Origin of the sequence: Ottowia thiooxydans DSM 14619 (assembly GCF_000422885.1) — a bacterium.
In the GTDB taxonomy this organism is placed as follows: Bacteria; Pseudomonadota; Gammaproteobacteria; order Burkholderiales; family Burkholderiaceae_C; genus Ottowia; species Ottowia thiooxydans.
Genome location: NZ_AUGX01000009.1, coordinates 301,985 through 319,506, shown reverse-complemented (window position 1 = coordinate 319,506; position 17,522 = coordinate 301,985). Strand labels below are relative to the sequence as shown.

Annotated in this window: 12 protein-coding genes; 6 read left to right on the top strand and 6 right to left on the bottom strand. The window is 60.2% G+C overall.

Annotated elements, in window-relative coordinates:
• Positions 1-407: 407 nt before the first annotated feature.
• Positions 408-2,669 (bottom strand): protein-disulfide reductase DsbD family protein, encoded by a 2,262-nt coding sequence (locus G518_RS0107395; protein ID WP_036593825.1) that lies wholly within the window; start codon positions 2,667-2,669, stop codon positions 408-410.
• A gap of 265 nt (positions 2,670-2,934) precedes the next feature.
• Between G518_RS0107395 and G518_RS0107390 the strand changes: the two genes are divergently transcribed.
• The 6 genes from G518_RS0107390 to G518_RS0107365 all read left to right on the top strand — a co-directional run bounded on the left by G518_RS0107390 (position 2,935) and on the right by G518_RS0107365 (position 12,216).
• Positions 2,935-4,182 carry an SAM-dependent methyltransferase gene (locus tag G518_RS0107390; RefSeq protein WP_051236175.1) on the top strand — a complete coding sequence of 416 codons (1,248 nt, stop codon included), beginning with the start codon at positions 2,935-2,937 and terminating at the stop codon, positions 4,180-4,182.
• Positions 4,183-4,665: 483 nt separating this feature from the next.
• Entirely contained in the window at positions 4,666-5,493 is an 828-nt protein-coding gene (locus G518_RS0107385; RefSeq protein WP_028601979.1) for a creatininase family protein, read from the top strand.
• An 898-nt stretch (positions 5,494-6,391) separates the two neighbouring features.
• Positions 6,392-7,372 (top strand): Bug family tripartite tricarboxylate transporter substrate binding protein, encoded by a 981-nt coding sequence (locus G518_RS0107380; protein WP_028601978.1) that lies wholly within the window; start codon positions 6,392-6,394, stop codon positions 7,370-7,372.
• Between the two features lie 163 nt (positions 7,373-7,535).
• On the top strand, positions 7,536-10,400 hold the full coding sequence (locus tag G518_RS0107375; protein WP_028601977.1) for a xanthine dehydrogenase family protein molybdopterin-binding subunit: 2,865 nt from the start codon (positions 7,536-7,538) through the stop codon (positions 10,398-10,400).
• A complete protein-coding gene (locus G518_RS0107370; RefSeq protein WP_028601976.1) occupies positions 10,397-10,942 on the top strand; it encodes a (2Fe-2S)-binding protein in 546 nt (181 codons plus the stop codon). Before G518_RS0107375 ends, G518_RS0107370 begins: the two co-directional genes overlap by 4 nt.
• Positions 10,942-12,216, top strand: a complete 1,275-nt coding sequence (locus G518_RS0107365; protein ID WP_028601975.1) for a cytochrome c — start codon at positions 10,942-10,944, stop codon at positions 12,214-12,216. The genes G518_RS0107370 and G518_RS0107365 overlap by 1 nt, the downstream gene beginning before the upstream one ends.
• A gap of 368 nt (positions 12,217-12,584) precedes the next feature.
• Here the strand turns inward: G518_RS0107365 and G518_RS0107360 are convergent, their stop codons facing one another.
• From G518_RS0107360 to G518_RS0107340, 5 genes are all read right to left on the bottom strand, one after another.
• Positions 12,585-13,541 carry a threonine dehydratase gene (locus G518_RS0107360; RefSeq protein WP_036593821.1) on the bottom strand — a complete coding sequence of 319 codons (957 nt, stop codon included), beginning with the start codon at positions 13,539-13,541 and terminating at the stop codon, positions 12,585-12,587.
• Positions 13,542-13,552: 11 nt separating this feature from the next.
• Positions 13,553-14,464, bottom strand: coding sequence for a PhzF family phenazine biosynthesis protein (locus G518_RS0107355; protein ID WP_028601973.1), 912 nt, complete (start codon positions 14,462-14,464; stop codon positions 13,553-13,555).
• A 166-nt stretch (positions 14,465-14,630) separates the two neighbouring features.
• The gene (locus G518_RS0107350; protein ID WP_028601972.1) at positions 14,631-15,860 is read right to left on the bottom strand and encodes an aminotransferase-like domain-containing protein; all 1,230 of its coding nucleotides are present in this window, start codon (positions 15,858-15,860) and stop codon (positions 14,631-14,633) included.
• A gap of 44 nt (positions 15,861-15,904) precedes the next feature.
• The gene (locus G518_RS0107345) at positions 15,905-16,834 is read right to left on the bottom strand and encodes a DMT family transporter (RefSeq protein WP_028601971.1); all 930 of its coding nucleotides are present in this window, start codon (positions 16,832-16,834) and stop codon (positions 15,905-15,907) included.
• Entirely contained in the window at positions 16,831-17,439 is a 609-nt protein-coding gene (locus G518_RS0107340; RefSeq protein WP_028601970.1) for a LysE family translocator, read from the bottom strand. Before G518_RS0107340 ends, G518_RS0107345 begins: the two co-directional genes overlap by 4 nt.
• Positions 17,440-17,522: the final 83 nt, after the last annotated feature.

Below are 17,522 nucleotides of genomic sequence, written 5' to 3'. Positions count from 1 at the left end.
CGCAGCCTTCGGTTGGAAACGGGTGCCCGGTTGGTCATGGATGCCCGCCGGCCCAAGGCAGGGATTGACCTGGAGCCCGTTGCACCGGAATTAACGCCCGCCAAATCGGGTTGGGCAATGCACGGGGCGGTGGCCAGCATGGGCACCCTGCTCGTGCTCGTGAACGAGTTGGCGGAATAAGCAGCATCAGTCAGCTGGGGGCGCCGAGCTGGGGGCGCCTGGCCGCGCGGTTTGAGTTGCGTCGAATTGGGAAGCACCGTTCGGGCTGAGCTTGTTGAAGCGCCGCGCAAGGCTTCGACAAGCTCAGCCCGAACGGTCTTTTTGTCTCAACGCCACTCACCGTTCGTCAGAAACCATAAAACCCCAACGCGAACAGTTTCATACTTTTGAAAGCCAGTTAGTTGATATTAGAGGCGCCCCAGGGCTGCCTTGACATCCGCCACGCTCAGCACTTCGCTGAGGACAACAGGCTCTCGCCCGGGGGCGTGCAAAACGTACACAGGAACTCCGCTGCGCCCCAGGCGCTGCAGCTCCGCGCTGATGGTGGCGTCTCGCCGTGTCCAGTCTGCGCGCAGGGTCTGCACCTTGGCGGCATCCAGGGCGGCAAGCACCTCGCTGTTACTCAAGGTTGTCTTCTTGTTGTATTGGCAGGTCACACACCAGGCTGCCGTGAAATCGACAAAAACCGGTTGGCCCGCTGCCAGCGTTTGCGCCACACGTTCATGAGACCACGGCTGCCAGCGCTCGCTACTCACCCCGGCTGAGGAAGCCCGCACCTCCTCCATCGGCTGAACGACATTGGGGCCTATGGATTTCACCAGCAGCAACAAGGCCAACGCAGAAACCGCCGCCATCACCATGCGCGTGCGGCCGGCCAAACCCACCGCCCATAGCAACCAGGCGAATGCCACCAGCAACGCCAGAAGCGCCGCCGCACCGTCAATCCCGCTTTGCTGGCCAAGCACCCACAATAGCCAAGCCACAGTGCCAAACATGGGAAACGCCATGAACTGCTTGAACACCACCATCCAAGCACCAGGTTTGGGCAGCATCTGCGCCACAGCCGGCAGCCAGCTCGCCGCCAGATAGGGCAGCGCCATTCCCAAGCCAATGGCGCCAAACACCAGCAACGCCTGCATCGCTGGCAGGCCCACCGCCAATCCCAACGAGGCGCCCATGAACGGTGCCGTACAAGGCGATGCCACTGCCACCGCCAGCACGCCAGTCAGAAACGAATTGGCGGCGGGGTGTTTGGCCTCCATGGTGGCTACACGGCTAGGCAAGAAGCTGCCGAACTCGAACAGGCCCGCCAGATTCAGCCCAATCACCGTGAACAGTACCGCCAAGGCTGCCACCACCGCCGGTGATTGCAACTGAAAGCCCCAACCCAGTTGCTCCCCAGCTGCTCGCAGCCCCAGCATCAGCGCGCCGAGCGCTAGAAACGACAGCACCACGCCAGCGGTGTAGGCCAGACCGCTGACGCGGTGCGCACGCTTGTCCTGGGCGTGCTGGGCAAATCCCAGGACCTTGATCGCCAGCACAGGAAAGACACAGGGCATCAAATTCAGCACCAGGCCGCCGATGAGGGCACCCAGCAATGCCAGCAAAAAAGTACCCACTGGAACTGCAGTAGGCTCCCGCGATGGAGCTGGGCGCTCACTCGCATTGGCCTTCAAGGCCGCCTCCAGCGCCGGCGAAACCACCGCGGCCTGCGCCACGGGTGGCCATTCGCCCTGCACCGGCGCCTCTGCGCGCCAGCCTTGTCCCCCGGCGACCAACACCAGGGGCATCATGGATGGGCTTTCGGAGCGATCCTGGTTAACCGGGTAATCGGCTGTCCAGATATCGCCATCCCAGCGCTGAGACCAAGTGGAGGGTGTTACAGGCTGGCTTGACGACGCCGGCACGGCAGCAGTGAGCAGCACGTTCGGAGTCTCGGGAAACAGTTCGAGCGCCTGGCCCTGCAAACTGCTCGGCAAACCAGCCACACGCACAGACAGCCGCTGGCCGCCATCGATCAATTCAAGGCGATGAGCCCCTTGCACGGGCTGAGGCTGGTTTTTCAGCGCGGCTTCGAATACAGCGCCGTTCAGCGCGTTAGAGCTGCGCAGCGGGATCTGCAACGCAAACTCCGCTTCCTGAGGAATGCACTCCTGTTTGCACACCAGCCAGCTCGCCTTGAGTTTGACATCCAGCGTGCTGGCCAACACCAGTGGTTTGTACTCAGGGGTAATGGTGAGCGGTACCGGCAGAAGCACGGTGCCTTCATAGCCATAGTTCGCCAGTTGGCCGATTGGAATTTTCTTCGGCAGGGGCCATGCGATGTCTCCTGCCATGACGCCGGGAGGCAAGGTCCACTGAAGTTCGGTCGGCAAGCCGGAATCACCGGAATTCTTCCAGTACGTGTGCCATTGAGGCGCATGCGTCAGTTGAAGGCCAACCCACACCGGGGCGTCCTGAGTGGATTGGCCAGCGCCCCCTGCCACACCACTGGCGCTGCCCAGAGCCACACCCTGCGGCGCGTACGCCAGCAATTCCGCACGTACCTGATCAGTAGTGGCAGTGGATTTGAGGAGACGATCCTGGGCGACAGCTGGCGTGGGCCCCGCAGCGCCAGTCATGACAAAAGCAGCGATCAACGCGCCGCCGAGGAAAGAAAGCGTTCTCATGGGAAAGATAGGAGAGCCAGCGCCTTACGATCCCTGCGAGAGCGCAAGGTTCCCGAAACGGCCGGCAAGGGGCTGACTATAAGTAAAGGGCAGAAGGCCATTTCGGCATTCCTGAAGCAGGCAAGGCAGATCGCCTGTGCAAAATATTCGCGAACGTGGTAACTTTTTCACATTATTGACGAGTACGCCACCAAAGTCTTCCGTCTGCCCAGACCTTGGTGACTCCTTGCCCCGCTTGATCAGCACATAGGGAGCCGAGAGACCCATGAGACTGAGTCTTGATTCGTCCAACCTGGAATCTGCCCTCTCGCCTTGGGCAAAGCGTCTGCGCCGCCATATCGATCTGCCCTTGCTGGTGCGATGGCACGGTAGCCAAGGCGTGCGACTGGGTGAATTTGACACCCCGCGAGTGACCATCGACCTGAAAGACGCCACTGGCGTCGCCGCCTTGCTGACCCCATCGCTGGACAACCTGGGACGCGCCTACGTGGAGGGTCACATCGATGTAACAGGATCCGTGCAAGACGTGATTGACATCGCGCACGGGTTGGCAGAAAACGGTCATCACGAATCACACGCCGGTTTGTTGCAACGCCTGTTTCACCGCATCGTCGATGCCGCAAGCCACACCCGTGACCAGGATCGTGAGGCCATCCAATACCACTATGACGTCTCCAACGAGTTCTACGCCGAGTGGCTGGATCCCGCCATGGTCTATTCCTGCGCCTATTTCGAAACCGGCACCGAGACGCTCGCGGAAGCTCAGCGAAAGAAAATCGACCACATCCTGACCAAGCTGCGAATCGAGCCCGGGCAGACGCTGCTGGATATTGGCTGCGGCTGGGGCGCGCTGGTGCTGCGGGCGGCGGAGAAATTCGGCGCACGTTGCGTTGGCATCACGTTATCGGAAAATCAGCACCGTCTGGCTTGCGAGCGCGTGCGTGCCGCGGGATTGCAAAACCAGATCGAAATCCGTCTACAGGACTACCGGGATGTCAAAGGCTCCTTTGACCGCATCAGCAGCGTAGGGATGTTCGAGCACGTTGGGCTGAAAAATCTGCCGAGCTATTTCCGCATCATTCACGATCTGCTTGCTCCTGACGGTTGGGCCTTGAACCACGGCATCACCAGCACCGACCCAAAAAACGGCGAAACCAGCCACGGAGGCGGTCGATTTATAGATCGCTACGTGTTTCCTCAGGGCGAGTTGCCCCATATCGGTACGGTGCTGGCCACCATGCAGCAGGGAGGGCTCGAAGCCATCGATGCCGAAAACCTTCGCCGCCACTACGCCCGCACGCTTGAATGCTGGAGCGAGGCCTTCGAGGCGAAGGGGCAGCACCTTAAGTCGCTGGTGGATGAAAAGCACTGGCGTATCTGGCGCATGTATCTGGTGGGTAGCCAGTGGGCGTTTGAAAACGATGAAATAGCCCTCTTTCAGGTTCTGTGCCGGCGCAAAGGACAAAACGCGAAAAGCCTGCCTTGGTCACGGGGCTGGATGTATGGTGCGTAGTTCATGACCTCTACGGGGACCCAAGAGGTTGCGTGACGTGGAAGTCGCTGCTCGGCCAGCCTTGTCATTCTCGAATCCCCTCGTCATTCCCGGATGACCGGCACCGCGCGAAGGCGCACTGCTAAACGACGAGTCCTTCTGAAGGCGTTCATGCGATTGGATTATGGGAATATGCCTGCCCGACGACTTAAAAATTGCAATCCTCACGGTAACCCCTTCTCGTCATCCTCGCGCAGGCGGGCATCCAGGGTTAAAAAGCGCAGCGCTCGCAGACCACCGAACTAATTAGCCAGGAACTCAAGACTTTTGGGTTGGCGAGTGTGTGATTTAGGGCAAGTTGCGTCAGCTAATCCTGGATCCCCGCCTGCGTGAGGATGACGATTCAGGGGTGACGATTCAGAGGATGGCAATTCTGGAGATGGCCAGCGGAGATGGCCGCCCCCCTAACCGGACGAAGGCCTTCAGTTTCAGTAAGATGCCAACATGCCCACCCCGCTCCGTTTCTGGCACGACCTTGCCACCACTGACTTCGCCACGCTTTCCCTTGAGCGTGCCATCGCGGTGCTGCCCGTTGCTGCCACCGAGCAGCACGGCCCCCATTTGCCGCTTTCAGTGGACAGTGATCTTGCGCAGGGCATCATTGATGCTGCGCTGACGCACCTGCCTACTGACTCGCCTGCCCTCTTTCTTCCGGTGCAAGCCATAGGCTACAGCCCGGAGCACGCCAGCTTCCCGGGAACCCTCACGTTAAAAGCGGAAACGGTGATCCGCCTTTGGACCGAGATCGCTGAAAGCGTCGCTGCGACGGGTGTCAAAAAATTGCTGATCTTCAATACACACGGCGGCAATGTGGGCCTGCTGGATGTGGTGGCGAGAGATCTGAGGACGCGTTTGAATCTTCTGGTCTACACGAGCAGTTGGTTCAACCTGCCTTTGCTTGATGCCCAGGGGAATGACGTGAACGAACGCTTTTCAGCCGAGGAACATCGCTTTGGCGTCCATGGCGGGCAGATTGAGACCGCGATGATTCGGGCTCTCAAACCCGAGAGGGTACGTATGGAGGTTGCGCAGAATTTCCATTCAACCTCGAAGGACCGAGCGGCTGCGTTTCCCATTCTCGGCAATGGCAGAAGTGCCAAACTGGCCTGGGCAGCGCAAGATTACAACGTGGCAGGGGCGATGGGCGACGCGGCGGCAGCAACTGTCGACGACGGCCGCTTGCTGTTGGAGAGCGCCGGCCGATCACTGGCCGCATTGCTGGCAGAAATCGACCGTCTGCCACATGGCACCAACGCTCCGCGCCCCACATAGCCTGAGCAGCCCCGTGACAAGAAACGTGTTCACACGTCCTAAGTGCCTCCTTGGCCTACGTGTCTTTGGCACAGGAACGTAAATGCAGTGCGGGGCGCATATCCGGGTGTCAGACATCAACAGAAGCACAGAAGGCAATGCTCAAACGCTCCGAAAAAATCAAACGCCGCTAGCCCTCACGCCGCAGCCGGCCGCCCCCACCCTCTCCGCATGCGGGAGAAGGAGTAAAACCAATCGCTTGCGACTGACGGTTTCAGGGCCCAGCGGAGCGATGGCCCGAGTGGGTATCCCACCCCTTGAGGCCGTGCTGAGGAGCGCAGGTCAAGGGGCCGGCCATCCGGGGGCGGGCAAGAGCACTGCAAGATGCTCTTGTTTCAAGAACTAGCTTGCGGCAGCTGTTTGAGCGTAGAGAGCGAAGCGAACGAAGCGAGTTCTGCCGCACCGCCCCTTGACCAAGCACCGGAGGGTGCCCGGAGCGCAGCGCAGGGACACGGACTTGGGGTCGCCTTTTTTCTGCCTACTCTCTTTTGGCGCAAAAAATAGTAGGTGCGCTGCCGGGCGCAATTCCCGGCCTCCGACCTTAAGAAAAGAGCAGAAGGGAATTAGCAACCGCAGCGCCCACATCAACCGCAGCGCCTACATCAACCGCCGCTTGCCCTCACCCCAGCCCTCTCCCAGGGGGAGAGGGAGTTAAAACCCGCAGCCCCCAGCGGGGGAAGGAGTAAAACCAGCTCAGAGTCTCAGGTTCTGGGACTCAAGTCGGCAGACGAGCCTGCATCAGGCTCCATCTTTTCCGTCACCCCTTCTGACAAAGGCTGCGTAGCGTATTGAGAACTACCGCGCTGGCTCTTAGAATCAGATAGATACAACTGAAAATTCAGCTTCACCGGAGCCCCGCATGATCGATCGCCGCACTTTTTCCTCCCGACTGCTGGCTTCTGCCGCACTGGGCATCGCAGGGGCTCCAGCCTGGGCAGCGCGCGAAGAACGCCCGATCCACCTCTTGGTGGGTTTTCCGGCGGGGGGTGGTACCGATGTGATCGCCCGCCTTTTGGCAGACAAACTGAAAGATTTGCTGGGTCGCAACGTGGTGGTGGACAACCGCCCCGGAGCTGGTGGCCAGGTGGCCGCGCAGCAACTCAAAGCGGCTCAGCCAGATGGCACCACGCTATTTCTCTCCCACGATCACACCATTTCCATCTTGCCGCAGGTGGTTAAAAAGGCGGGTTACCTGCCACAAACTGATTTTGTGAACGTGGGAGGCTTCGCCACCTTCGTCAATGGCTTGGCGGTGTCTCCCGGCACGCCGGCCAAGAGCGTAGCCGAATATGTCGAATGGGTGAAAAACCAGCACGCCGGTAAAAGCGCGGTGGGCATTCCCGCCCCCGCCTCTACACCCGAATTCCTGGTTCAGCTTCTGAGCAAGAAGTACGGCCTGGATCTGGTGGCGGCGCCTTACAAGGGCAGTGCACCGATGATGGCCGATATGCTGGGCAACCAGATTCCTGCCGGTGTCGGCTCCGTGCAGGACTTCATCGAGAATCATCGCGCCGGCAAACTGCGCATGATTGGCGTGCTGGGCGGCCGCAGACAGGCCGCCTTGCCCGATGTACCCACCTTCAGCGAGCTTGGATTCAAAGGCCTGGAAGACGAGCCCTACTACGGCATCTGGGCCCCTAAAGGAACGCCCACGGCGTTCGTTGAGAGTTTTACCCGTGCGCTGCAAAACGTGGTGAGCAGGCCAGAAGTCAACAAGCAACTGACCGACATGGGCCTGACCGTAGGCTACATGGCACCACGCCAATTCGCCGCCCGCGAGCGCGCCTACACACAGGTATGGTCCCGCATCATCAAGGAGAGCGGGTTCCAGCCGCAGTAAGAACGTGTTGACGTTCTGAGCCAGGGGGAAAGTAAGCGGACATCCAACCGCGGCCGCAGAGCCAATGTGGAAAAGAGTAAGCCACGATTTTTCGTTTCGCTCGGATCCGCCTTCCCTTCCAAGGGGTTGTTTTTAGGCGGTCCTTCGACAAAAAAGGTATTCCATGCCGGACTTTCCCCTGTCTCGCCGCACACTGCTCAAGGCCAGTGTCATCGCGGGTATATCGGTCTATATAGCGCCATTGGGCAGCAGAGCCTTCGCTGCGCTGTTCGAAGACAAAATCCTGCAGCCAGTGCAGGTTGACCCAAAGACCGGAGCGCCGCGCTTTCGCATCGATGGTATGGCCAAGGTGACGGGTGAGAAGGTTTTCGCCCGCGACGTACGCGCTCGCGACATGCCTCACTGGCCGGATCAGCAATCACACGCCTTCATCTTGCGTGCCACCGAGGCAGACCGGCTCTATCAGGGCATTGATCTTTCGCGGCTGGGAGATGAGCTCAAGCCTGACCGCCTGGTCACCGCCGAAGATCTGGCACGGGACGGCGTGGCCTTTCCGGACTTCTATGGCACAGATATGCTGCTTCCCATCGGCAAGACGCCCGCTTATTTGGGCCATGCGGTCGCCATCCTGATTTATCACGATTTCGCGCGCTTTCGCTTCGCCAAGGACAAGCTCCAATTCCAAAAAGAGGTGATCCGCTATGGCGAGAAGACTGGCCCGTTGGAACGTGACCCCTGGGGCACTTTCCGCTTTGTGCGGGTGGGCGGCACCACGCCGTTCGATGATGACGTCTTCTCCAGCTTGAAAGACACGCCCATTTTCCCCAGCTCGATGCGCAAACACCTGCCGGTATGGCCAGATGGCAATGACCGCGGCAAATTGGATGAGCAGGGCATGGCGCGTGCGAACACCATCCGCAAGGAATTAGCGGAGCCCCCTGCCGACTGGCTCGTGCTGGATCGTGAATACAAAACCCAATCCGTCGACACCGCAGCGCTGGAGCCTGACAACGCCAATTGTTGGTATGACGCCCCCAACAAGACACTTCATATGGTGGTGGCCTCACAAGGCCCCTCGGAAGTGGTGGAAAGCGCTGCCGAGATGGCTGCCAAGTCAAAGGCAGCTTTCCCGGTGGAAAAGATCGTGGTGCACCCCTGCTACACGGTGGGATACGGCTCCAAAGACCACTACAACTTCCCGTTCTACGGCTTGGCCACTGCCCTGTATGCCGACGGCAAGCCCGTGCGTTTGGCCAATGACCGATATGAGCAGTTTCAAACCTCGATCAAACGCCATGCGTTCAATATGCGGTATCGCGTGGCGGTGGACAGAAAGAGCGGCCTGTTCCAATCCTTTCAAGCGGAGATGGATTGCGACGGCGGTGGCCGCTCCAATTTTTCACCCTCAGTCGCCATGGTGGCCGCCACGGCGGCGCAGTCCATCTACTATTTTCCCAAGAGCGATCTCAGCTCCGTAGCCTTGGCCTCACGCGCTATTGATGCGGGCTCCGCCCGAGGCTACGGAACGCTGCAAAGCATGGCAGCCATGGAAATGATGGTGGACGAGTTCGCAGAGCACCTCAAGATCGATCCCATCGAGTTTCGCCTGCGCAACGCTTTGCGCTCCGGTATGAAAAATACCCAGGGCGCTATTCCCGCGGGTGCGGTCCGTGCGGACGAAGTGCTACGCACTGCACAAGTACACCCGCTATGGACCGAGCGGACCAAGCGCAAGACCGAATACGAGGCCAAACACCCTGGTTGGCGCTACGGCGTGGGGTTTTCCTGCGTACAGAAAGACTTCGGCACCGGTGCCGAAGCTTCCATGGCCCGGGTAGAGCTGGCGCCCGATGGCCGGATTTCTCTGTATCACTCCGGAGCTGAAATTGGCACAGGGATGTCTACCTCGCAAGCGGTTGCCGTGGCGCGCTGGCTGGGCAAACCTGCCAGCGATGTTCGAGTGTCCGTGACTGAATGGCCAGAACTGCCCATGGTCACCAGCGGCAATCCCTACATGATGAGTCAGGCGGAGCAAGACCAACTCTCCGCCAATCCGCGCTGGTCGCCCGCCTCCGTATCTCCCGCAAGTGCCACCAATTCGGCTTACTACTACACGCACAGCACGCGTGAAGCAGCGCGGGTGCTCTTCATGCATGGTTTGTGGCCAGCTGCCATGGCCATCTGGCGCCAAGGCATTGGAGGCGGCCAGGCCGCTTCATTCGTGGTGCGCGTAGAGGATGCGCGCTGGGTAGAAGGCAAACTCACCGCTGGTGGCATGGAACTGCTGCCGCTGGAACAATTGGCCAAGAAAGCCCACGAGATGGGCTTGGTGACGGGTGCTACGGTGCACGTCTTCAACCGTTGGCAGTGGAGCGAGGCTGATTTCGACATCGATGGACAAAACGTGCGGCTTCCAATAGATGGCTTGGCCGTTCGCCATCCTCAAAGCGGCCCATCCGCCAAAGAAGCGAACGCCAGCGCCTCCACGAAAAACTCTGAGAGCGGAGCGCCAGATGGCAAGTGGAGTGTGCTCGACCGGAAGAAGGTCTACATTGCACCTGTTCAGCGGAACAACGCTGCGGTGACCTACTACTCCGCCGTGGGCACGTTAGTGGAGCTGGCGGTGCACGAGGCCAGCGGCGAAGTCAGCGTTCTCAAGCACCACTCGGTCATGGAATGCGGAACCCAGCTCTCTCCCGAGCTGGTGTCAGGCCAGCTGCAGGGCGGTATTGCTATGGGCATTGGCCACGCGCTGCACGAGTACCTGCCTCTGTATGAAGAAGGCCCTGGCAACGGCACCTGGAACTTCAACCGCTATCACTTGCCCCTCGCTAAGGATGTCGCAGTCTGGACGCAAACCGGCAGCACGCTGCCCCCCCTGTCTGAAACCGACCCACCGAAAGGGATTGCCGAAGTGGTGATGATCCCGGTCGTGGGAGCCATCGTGACCGGTATCGCGCATGCCATCGGCCATCGATTCACAGAGCTGCCGGTATCTCCAAAGCGAATCCAAGAGGTGCTGCAATGATCACCAACCAACCACTGTCTCTCACCATCAATGGCAAAGCCGTTGGCCCCATCGGGGTGCCAGAGGGCCTGATGATGATCGACTTTCTGCACGAGTACGTGGGTCTTACGGGCTCACGACTGGGTTGTGGACAAGGCGTATGTCGTGCCTGCGTGGTGATTCTTGACCACGCAGATGGCACCAGCGAGGAAAGGCGTACTTGCATCACGGGCGCGCATTTCTTTGCGGACAAGAAGGTGCGTACAGTCGAGGGCCATGCGCAGCGAAATGAGAAAGGCGAAGTTGTTGCGCTCTCGCCGATTCAACAGAAATTTCTTGAGCACTTCAGTTTCCAGTGCGGGTATTGCACGCCGGGTTTCGTCAATGGCGCCACGGTGCTGGTAGAGCGACTCAAACGCCAGCCTATTGCCAAAGACAAGGTGGAAGAAACCATCACCGAAGCCCTGAACGACCACATCTGCCGCTGCACCGGCTACGTGCGGTATTACGAGGCCGTGAAGGATGTCATCCTTTCTACGCCCGGGTTGGTCAAGGAGTCGTGATGCGCCGCCTTGCCTGCATTTTGTCGCTCTCTGCCATGGTGCTCGCGCTCGTCGCCTGTGGCAATGACGCGGCCATTCCGCCTGCGGCAGACCAGCCGCCCACCCAGCCTCTCAGCGATGTTCAGAAAGTGGAGCGAGGTCGATACCTGGCCCGCGCCGCTGACTGCGCCGCTTGCCACACCACTTCAACCGGCGCCACGTTTGCCGGCGGCGTACCGCTGGCCTCCCCTTTCGGCACCTTCTACGGCACCAACATCACGCCTGATAAAGAGCACGGCATCGGCAAATGGAGCGCTGAGGATTTCTACAAAGCACTGCACGACGGCGTCACGCCAGACAAGCATCTCTACCCCGCGATGCCCTACACGTCCTACCGGGGTATCTCGCGTGGCGACAGTGATGCAATCTATGCCTACCTGATGCAGCTGAAGCCAGCACCCGTGGCAAACCGGCCGCACGACCTCTCATTCCCCTACAACATCCGCATGGCCATGATTGGCTGGAACATGCTGTTCCTGAAGGATGAGTTGCCGGACGCCTCCATAGGAAAGTCTGATGCCTGGCTGCGCGGTCGCTACCTGGCCAACGCGCTGGGCCACTGCGCGGAATGCCACACCCCTCGCGCCATGATGGGACGCCTGGATGACGCCCTGCCCTTGAAAGGCTCTGCCCTGGCACGCGTTGCGGCACCTGATATCACCCCTGAAGGCCTGGCCTCGCGCGGCTGGACGGGCCAAGACCTGCGCAGCTTCTTTGCCACCGGTGTCGCCCCTCAAGGTTCCGCGTTTGGGGAGATGTACCCGGTGATTCATCTGAGCAGCCAGTACCTCAAGCCTGATGACCTTGGCGCCCTGACCACCTATTTGCTAGGCGACTCACCTCCTGCACCCAAACCGCTCCTGGCGCCTTCAGCCGATGCCGCGCAGCAGGTGCAAGGCCGCAGGCATTACGTGGCGCTGTGCGCAGGTTGTCATGGGGTCCAGGGCGAAGGCAAGCCGCACGTGGCTGTGGCCATGCACGGCAACTCCACAGTGCGCTACGCCGATGCACGCAACCTCATCGTGTCCATGCTTGATGGTATTGAGGCGCAGAAATTCCCAGGCCTGGAAGCCATGCAGGAGATGCCGGGCTTCGCTCGCGATCTGGATGATGCCGGGATGGCTCAATTGGCCAACTATTTGCGCACCGCGCACGGCGGCCAACCAGCCGACGTGACAGCCGCGCAGGTAAAAGCGCTGCGCTTGGCGCCAGGAGCTGGGCATCACGGCAAGTGATGCCTGAGCATTGGAACGTCGCCATAGAAAGCTTAACGAGCAGAATTTCTATTCGTTACCTCCAATAAGTTGACGACCTAAAAACCGTTTACGCTGAGCTTGCCCTGTCCTGCGGTTCTATCGTTTCGATCAACCTCTAAAACCGTTCGGGTTGAGCTTGGCCTGTCCTGAGCCCGTCGAAGGGTCGAAACCTCGCACAAAGATTCGACAGGCCCGAACGGTTTTTTTGTTTCAACGCCCCACTTCACAAAAACCCAAAACGGCAGGTCAGGCCAAGCCAGCACGAACGGATTTATGTTCTTGAAAGCAAGCTGCCGAGCTAACCCTGCAGAAGGGGCTGAAGACTTCCCAACGGCCGGCTCTACTGCCTACAGCAGCACACTCCTCATCAGCGGCGCATCCACATTTGCCCCGGTGATCACAACCCCTGCCCGCTGGCCGCGCAACCGGTCCCGCTCCTGATACGCCGCTGCAAAGCCGGCCGCTCCCGCACCCTCGGCCAGGTTGTGCGTGTCGCTATAGAGCGCACGCATGGCACCGGCAACTTCATCATCTGTGACCACCGCCACATGATCAAGATGGTTCGATAACAATTCAAGCGCACGCTCATCCGCTCGGCGCACCGCCATGCCATCGGCCAGCTTCGTGCCCACCGGTGCTTCGACGACGCGACCAGCCGCAATGGAATCAGCATAGGTTCTGGCGTGCGCGCTCACCACGCCTACGATGCGCGCCGGATGGTTCAAAGCCCGCTTGGCCACGATGGCAGCCGAGGCTCCGGAGCCCAGACCGATGGGGACATAGACCACATCAAGATCCGGCACAGCACGCAGAAACTCCCACCAGTAGGTCGCCACACCGCACACCAGGTCCATGTGAAAACTGGGCACCATCAGCGCCCCTCGCTCCGCCGCCAGTTGCCGCGCAAAATCAGCGCTCTCTGTGAAATCATCACCATGCTCAATAAGCTGCACACCCAGCGCGCGCATGGCCGAGTTCTTCTCAGCTGAATTGCCCCGCGGCACGACGATAGTGCAAGCCACGCCATGTGCCCGCGCAGCCCAGCCAATACTCTGCCCGTGATTGCCGCGCGTGGCGCTGACCACTTCCTTGGGTAACTCGCCGCGTACCGAGAGCGCGTGAAAGAAGGCCAAGCCACCACGGATCTTGAAAGCACCAACGGGGGTATGGTTTTCGTGCTTCACCCAACATTCAGTGCCCAGACGCTCCGACAAAAGCGCCCACCGGTATTGGGGTGTGGGCGGGAACTCGCGGTACACCACCTCGGCCGCAGCTTCGATCTCTCGCAAGGTCGGAATGTTCATTGTGGCTTCGCTCACAACAGCACCTTGCCTTCAATGCAAGAAACGCAATCACCGCCCACCCAGACCTGACCACTCTCATCACGCTGCACGTGTACGCGGCCTTCACGCCCCAGTGCGGTGCCTTGGCTCGCGATGTAGCTTGATGGCAGCTCGCCTGCTTCAATAAGCCACTGAGCCAAGCTGGCATTGAGGCTGCCCGTCACTGGGTCTTCAGCTACGCCACTAGGCGCCGCAAAAGCCCGCACTTCGATCAGCGGTGCATCGACTCTTTGGTGAGCACCGGTGAATGCCCGAGCCTCCCGGCTCGACCTGGAAATCAATGGGGCAGCAGGCGATTGATAAATTCCCAATACGCCCACCTTTTGCCCCAGCGCGGCGAGTTGCGCGTGGTTAGGTTCGATGGCCAGCACGGTGTCGGCACTGTCCAATTGAAGCGTCAACCAGACGGGGCCGTTGTCCAGCATTTGTGCGCGCTGTACCTGGTCTGCACGAAGGCCCATCGCTTGCGCCACCCGAGCAAGCACGGCTGGAGGGGGGGCGGTGAATTGCGTAGGAGGCGCAGCGAAAGCGAGCCGCTCACCTTCACGGCGTATCCGCACCAGCCCCTTGGCGCACTGCTGCACGATCTGTTCGCTGGATCTAGGTTGACCACCCGCAGCCAACCAGGCGAAGCACGAGCCCAGCGTTGGATGGCCTGCGAACGGCAACTCACCGCCAGGCGTAAAAATGCGCAAAGCGTAGTCGGCTTGAGGATCGCTCGGCGGCAGCACAAAGGTTGTCTCCGAGAGATTGGTCCAGCGCGCGAAACGCTGCATGGCCAATTCATCCAAGCCACGGCCATCCAGCACCACAGCTACTGGATTGCCGTAGCCGGGAACAGCAGTAAATACGTCAACCTGAGCGAAGGGGCGATGGGAGTTCATGGTGAGTGGCAATAATTATTGGTGCGGCCTTATGAAGTTTGAATTCCGTTCGCCCTGGGAAGGGTCTAAGCCCTTCGACAAGCTCAGGGCGAACGGTTAATACATCATGGTGTCGTATCCATAGGAGGGCTATCGGATTTGAAAATCACAGGCTGCAAATGGGCTGTCAGTTCGTGACCGCAGTCAACGCCTGCTTCACCACTTTCCCCAGCGCCGCCATGCCCCTGTCAATCTCTTCCGGCTTGGAAGTGACAAACGAGAGCCGCATCGTGCGGGTATCCGGATCGCGGGCGTAGAACGGAGCGCCGGGCACAAAGGCCATGCCGGCTTCCACTGCAATGGGCAGCAGCGCTTGCGCGTTCAAGCCTTCTGGCAAACGCACCCATATGAACATACCGCCACTCGGCTCGTTCCAGACGGATCCGGTGGGGCCCAATTCACGCGCTAAAGCCGCAACCATGGCATCGCGCTGGATTTTGTAGCGCGCACGGATTGTTGGCACATGCTGATCGAGGAAGCCATCCCGAATAACTTCAGCCACCAGGCGCTGGTTAAACCCAGGTGTGTGTAGATCGGCAGCCTGCTTGGCTTGCAGCAGTTTGGGGTAGAGCGCAGGCGGTGCTATCACATAGCCCAGGCGCAGGCCTGGTGCCAGGATTTTGCTGAAGGAGCCGAGGTAAATCACACCTTCCGGCCAGCGAGCCAGCAGCGGCCTGGCAGGTGGTTGGTCAAACCACAACTCCCCATAGGGATTGTCTTCAACGATGGGCAATCCGAACTCCCGACACACGGCCATCACGGCTTCGCGCCGCGCTTCCGGCATGCTCCGGCCAGTAGGGTTCTGAAAATTGGGAAGCAAATACATGAAGCGCGGCCGCTCAGCCATGCTTTCCAGTTGCGCGCGCAATGCCTCAGGCTGCACGCCTTGGTCATCGCTGCCAACGCTCACAATGCTCGGCTCCATGGGCGAAAAGGCTTGAAGCGCGCCAAGGTAGGTGGGGGTCTCGACCATCACCGGCGCACCCTTGTCGATCAGAACCTTGGCGATGAGATCAAGCCCCTGCTGGCTGCCCGTGGTGATCAACACTTGATCAGGGGAAACCATGGCGCCCTGCTTGCTCATCTCGGTCGCCACCCACTGGCGCAGTTCCGGCAGGCCCTCGCTCGCGGCGTATTGCAACGAGGGTTTGGCGATGGTGCTGCCTTCGGCCAGGATAGTGGCGCAAGCCGCACGCATGGCGTCGATGGGGAAAGTCTCAGGAGAAGGCAATCCCCCCGCAAAATTAAGGACGCCAGGGCGCTCCGTCACTTTCAGGATTTCGCGGATGGCGGAGGGATTCATGGCCTCAGCGCGTGCAGCGAGCTGCCAGGGGCGTTGATTGTCTTTCAGGTTCATGGGAAGCTCTCTTGGAAACAAGCAGTTGGGCTAGGAATGAGAAATTATGACGCGGGCATCGACAAGCGCCGGCTGACGAAAACGGTCGCCACCACGGCCAATGCGAAACCAATAGACACGGTATCCAGCCGTTCACCCAGCAACGGCCAAGCGAACAGCATGGAGATAAAGGGTTGTAGCAGCTGGGTCTGGCTCACCCGCAAGGTGCCGCCCCAGTCGAGGCCGCGGTACCAGGCGAAAAATCCCGCCCACATCGACACTGAGCCCACATAAACAAACGCTACCCAACTCATGGGCCGGATGGTGCTGGCCTCTGCCGGCCACATCCACACCGCGGCGGGAAGGGAGAATGGGAGCGCACCCAGGCACACCCAGCAGATCACGCGCTCGGCCCCCAGCACCGGTGTGAGCTTGGCACCGTATATATACCCCACGGACGACGCCAACACACCGGCCATCAGCAGCAGATCAGCCGGAGCAAAGCCAAAACCACCTTGCGTGTCCGCACGCAGCCAGGCAAACACGATCACCAGCACACTGCCCACTGCAGCACAGATCCAGAAGGCCGGGCGGGCGCGTTGGCCAAGCACCAAGGCAGCCACCACCGCTGTGGCCAATGGCGACAGCGCCGTGATGACAGTTGCATGCGTGGCGGTTACGCTGCGCAGCGCCCACGCCAGAAACAATGGGTACGCGATGACATTGCCCGCAATCGCCCACGCCAGCGCAGGCCAGTGCTCACGCTTGGGCCAAGCTGAACGCGTTGCCACCAGAAAAATCACCGAAAGCAGGCCGGCGAGCGCCGCGCGCCCTGCCGTGAGAAAGCCAGGTGGCAACTGTGGATCACCCGCAGAGCCAGTGGCCAACCGGGTAGCCGGCAGAGTGATAGCAAAGCAGGTCACGCCCAGTACACCCAGCCAGAAACCCGCCAGGAGACGCGAGTTGCTCTGCTGAGCATCCAGGGAGGTGCTCATAGCGACATCCACGCCATCCAGATGGCGGTAAGCGTGAGCACGAAGGCCATCACGCGGTTGAACCACACAAGGCGCTGCCCCTGTGCCAGCCATTGCCGCAGCAGGGAACCCACGAGTGCGTAGCTCAGGTTACTAAGGAAAGCAAAGCCCATCATCACCGGCACCACCAGCAGGGTACGCGTACCCCAATCGGGCCGGCCCGCGATCCAGCCAGCCACGATAGACAGCGCCAGCATCCAAGCCTTGATGTTCAGGAACTGCAACAGCACGCCCTGCTGAAAACTCACGTTCATGGGGGCGTCACCCGCCTGTGCCATCCGCGGTCTCGAAAACGCCAACCGCCCCGCCAACCAAAGCATATAGCCCACACCAAAAACGATCAACGCCCAGCGCAGCAGCGGCCACGCCACCAAAAGCGCTCCGACCCCAAACGTGCAAAGCAGCAGCAAGATGACCCAGCCCACTGGCACGGCGCACACGAACTGCATGGCGCCACGCAAGCCCCGGTTGGCCGCCAGCGCGGTAGACAGCGTGGTGTTTGGCCCTGGCGTAAAACTGGATGCAGTGGCCAGCATCAGCAGCGCTGCGAATTCGGTGAATGGCATGGTTTCAATGTATCCAAAATTTCAGTACACCAGCAATACAGTTGACAAGTTCAGAATACAAACTGTATTGTTCGCTGGAGCCA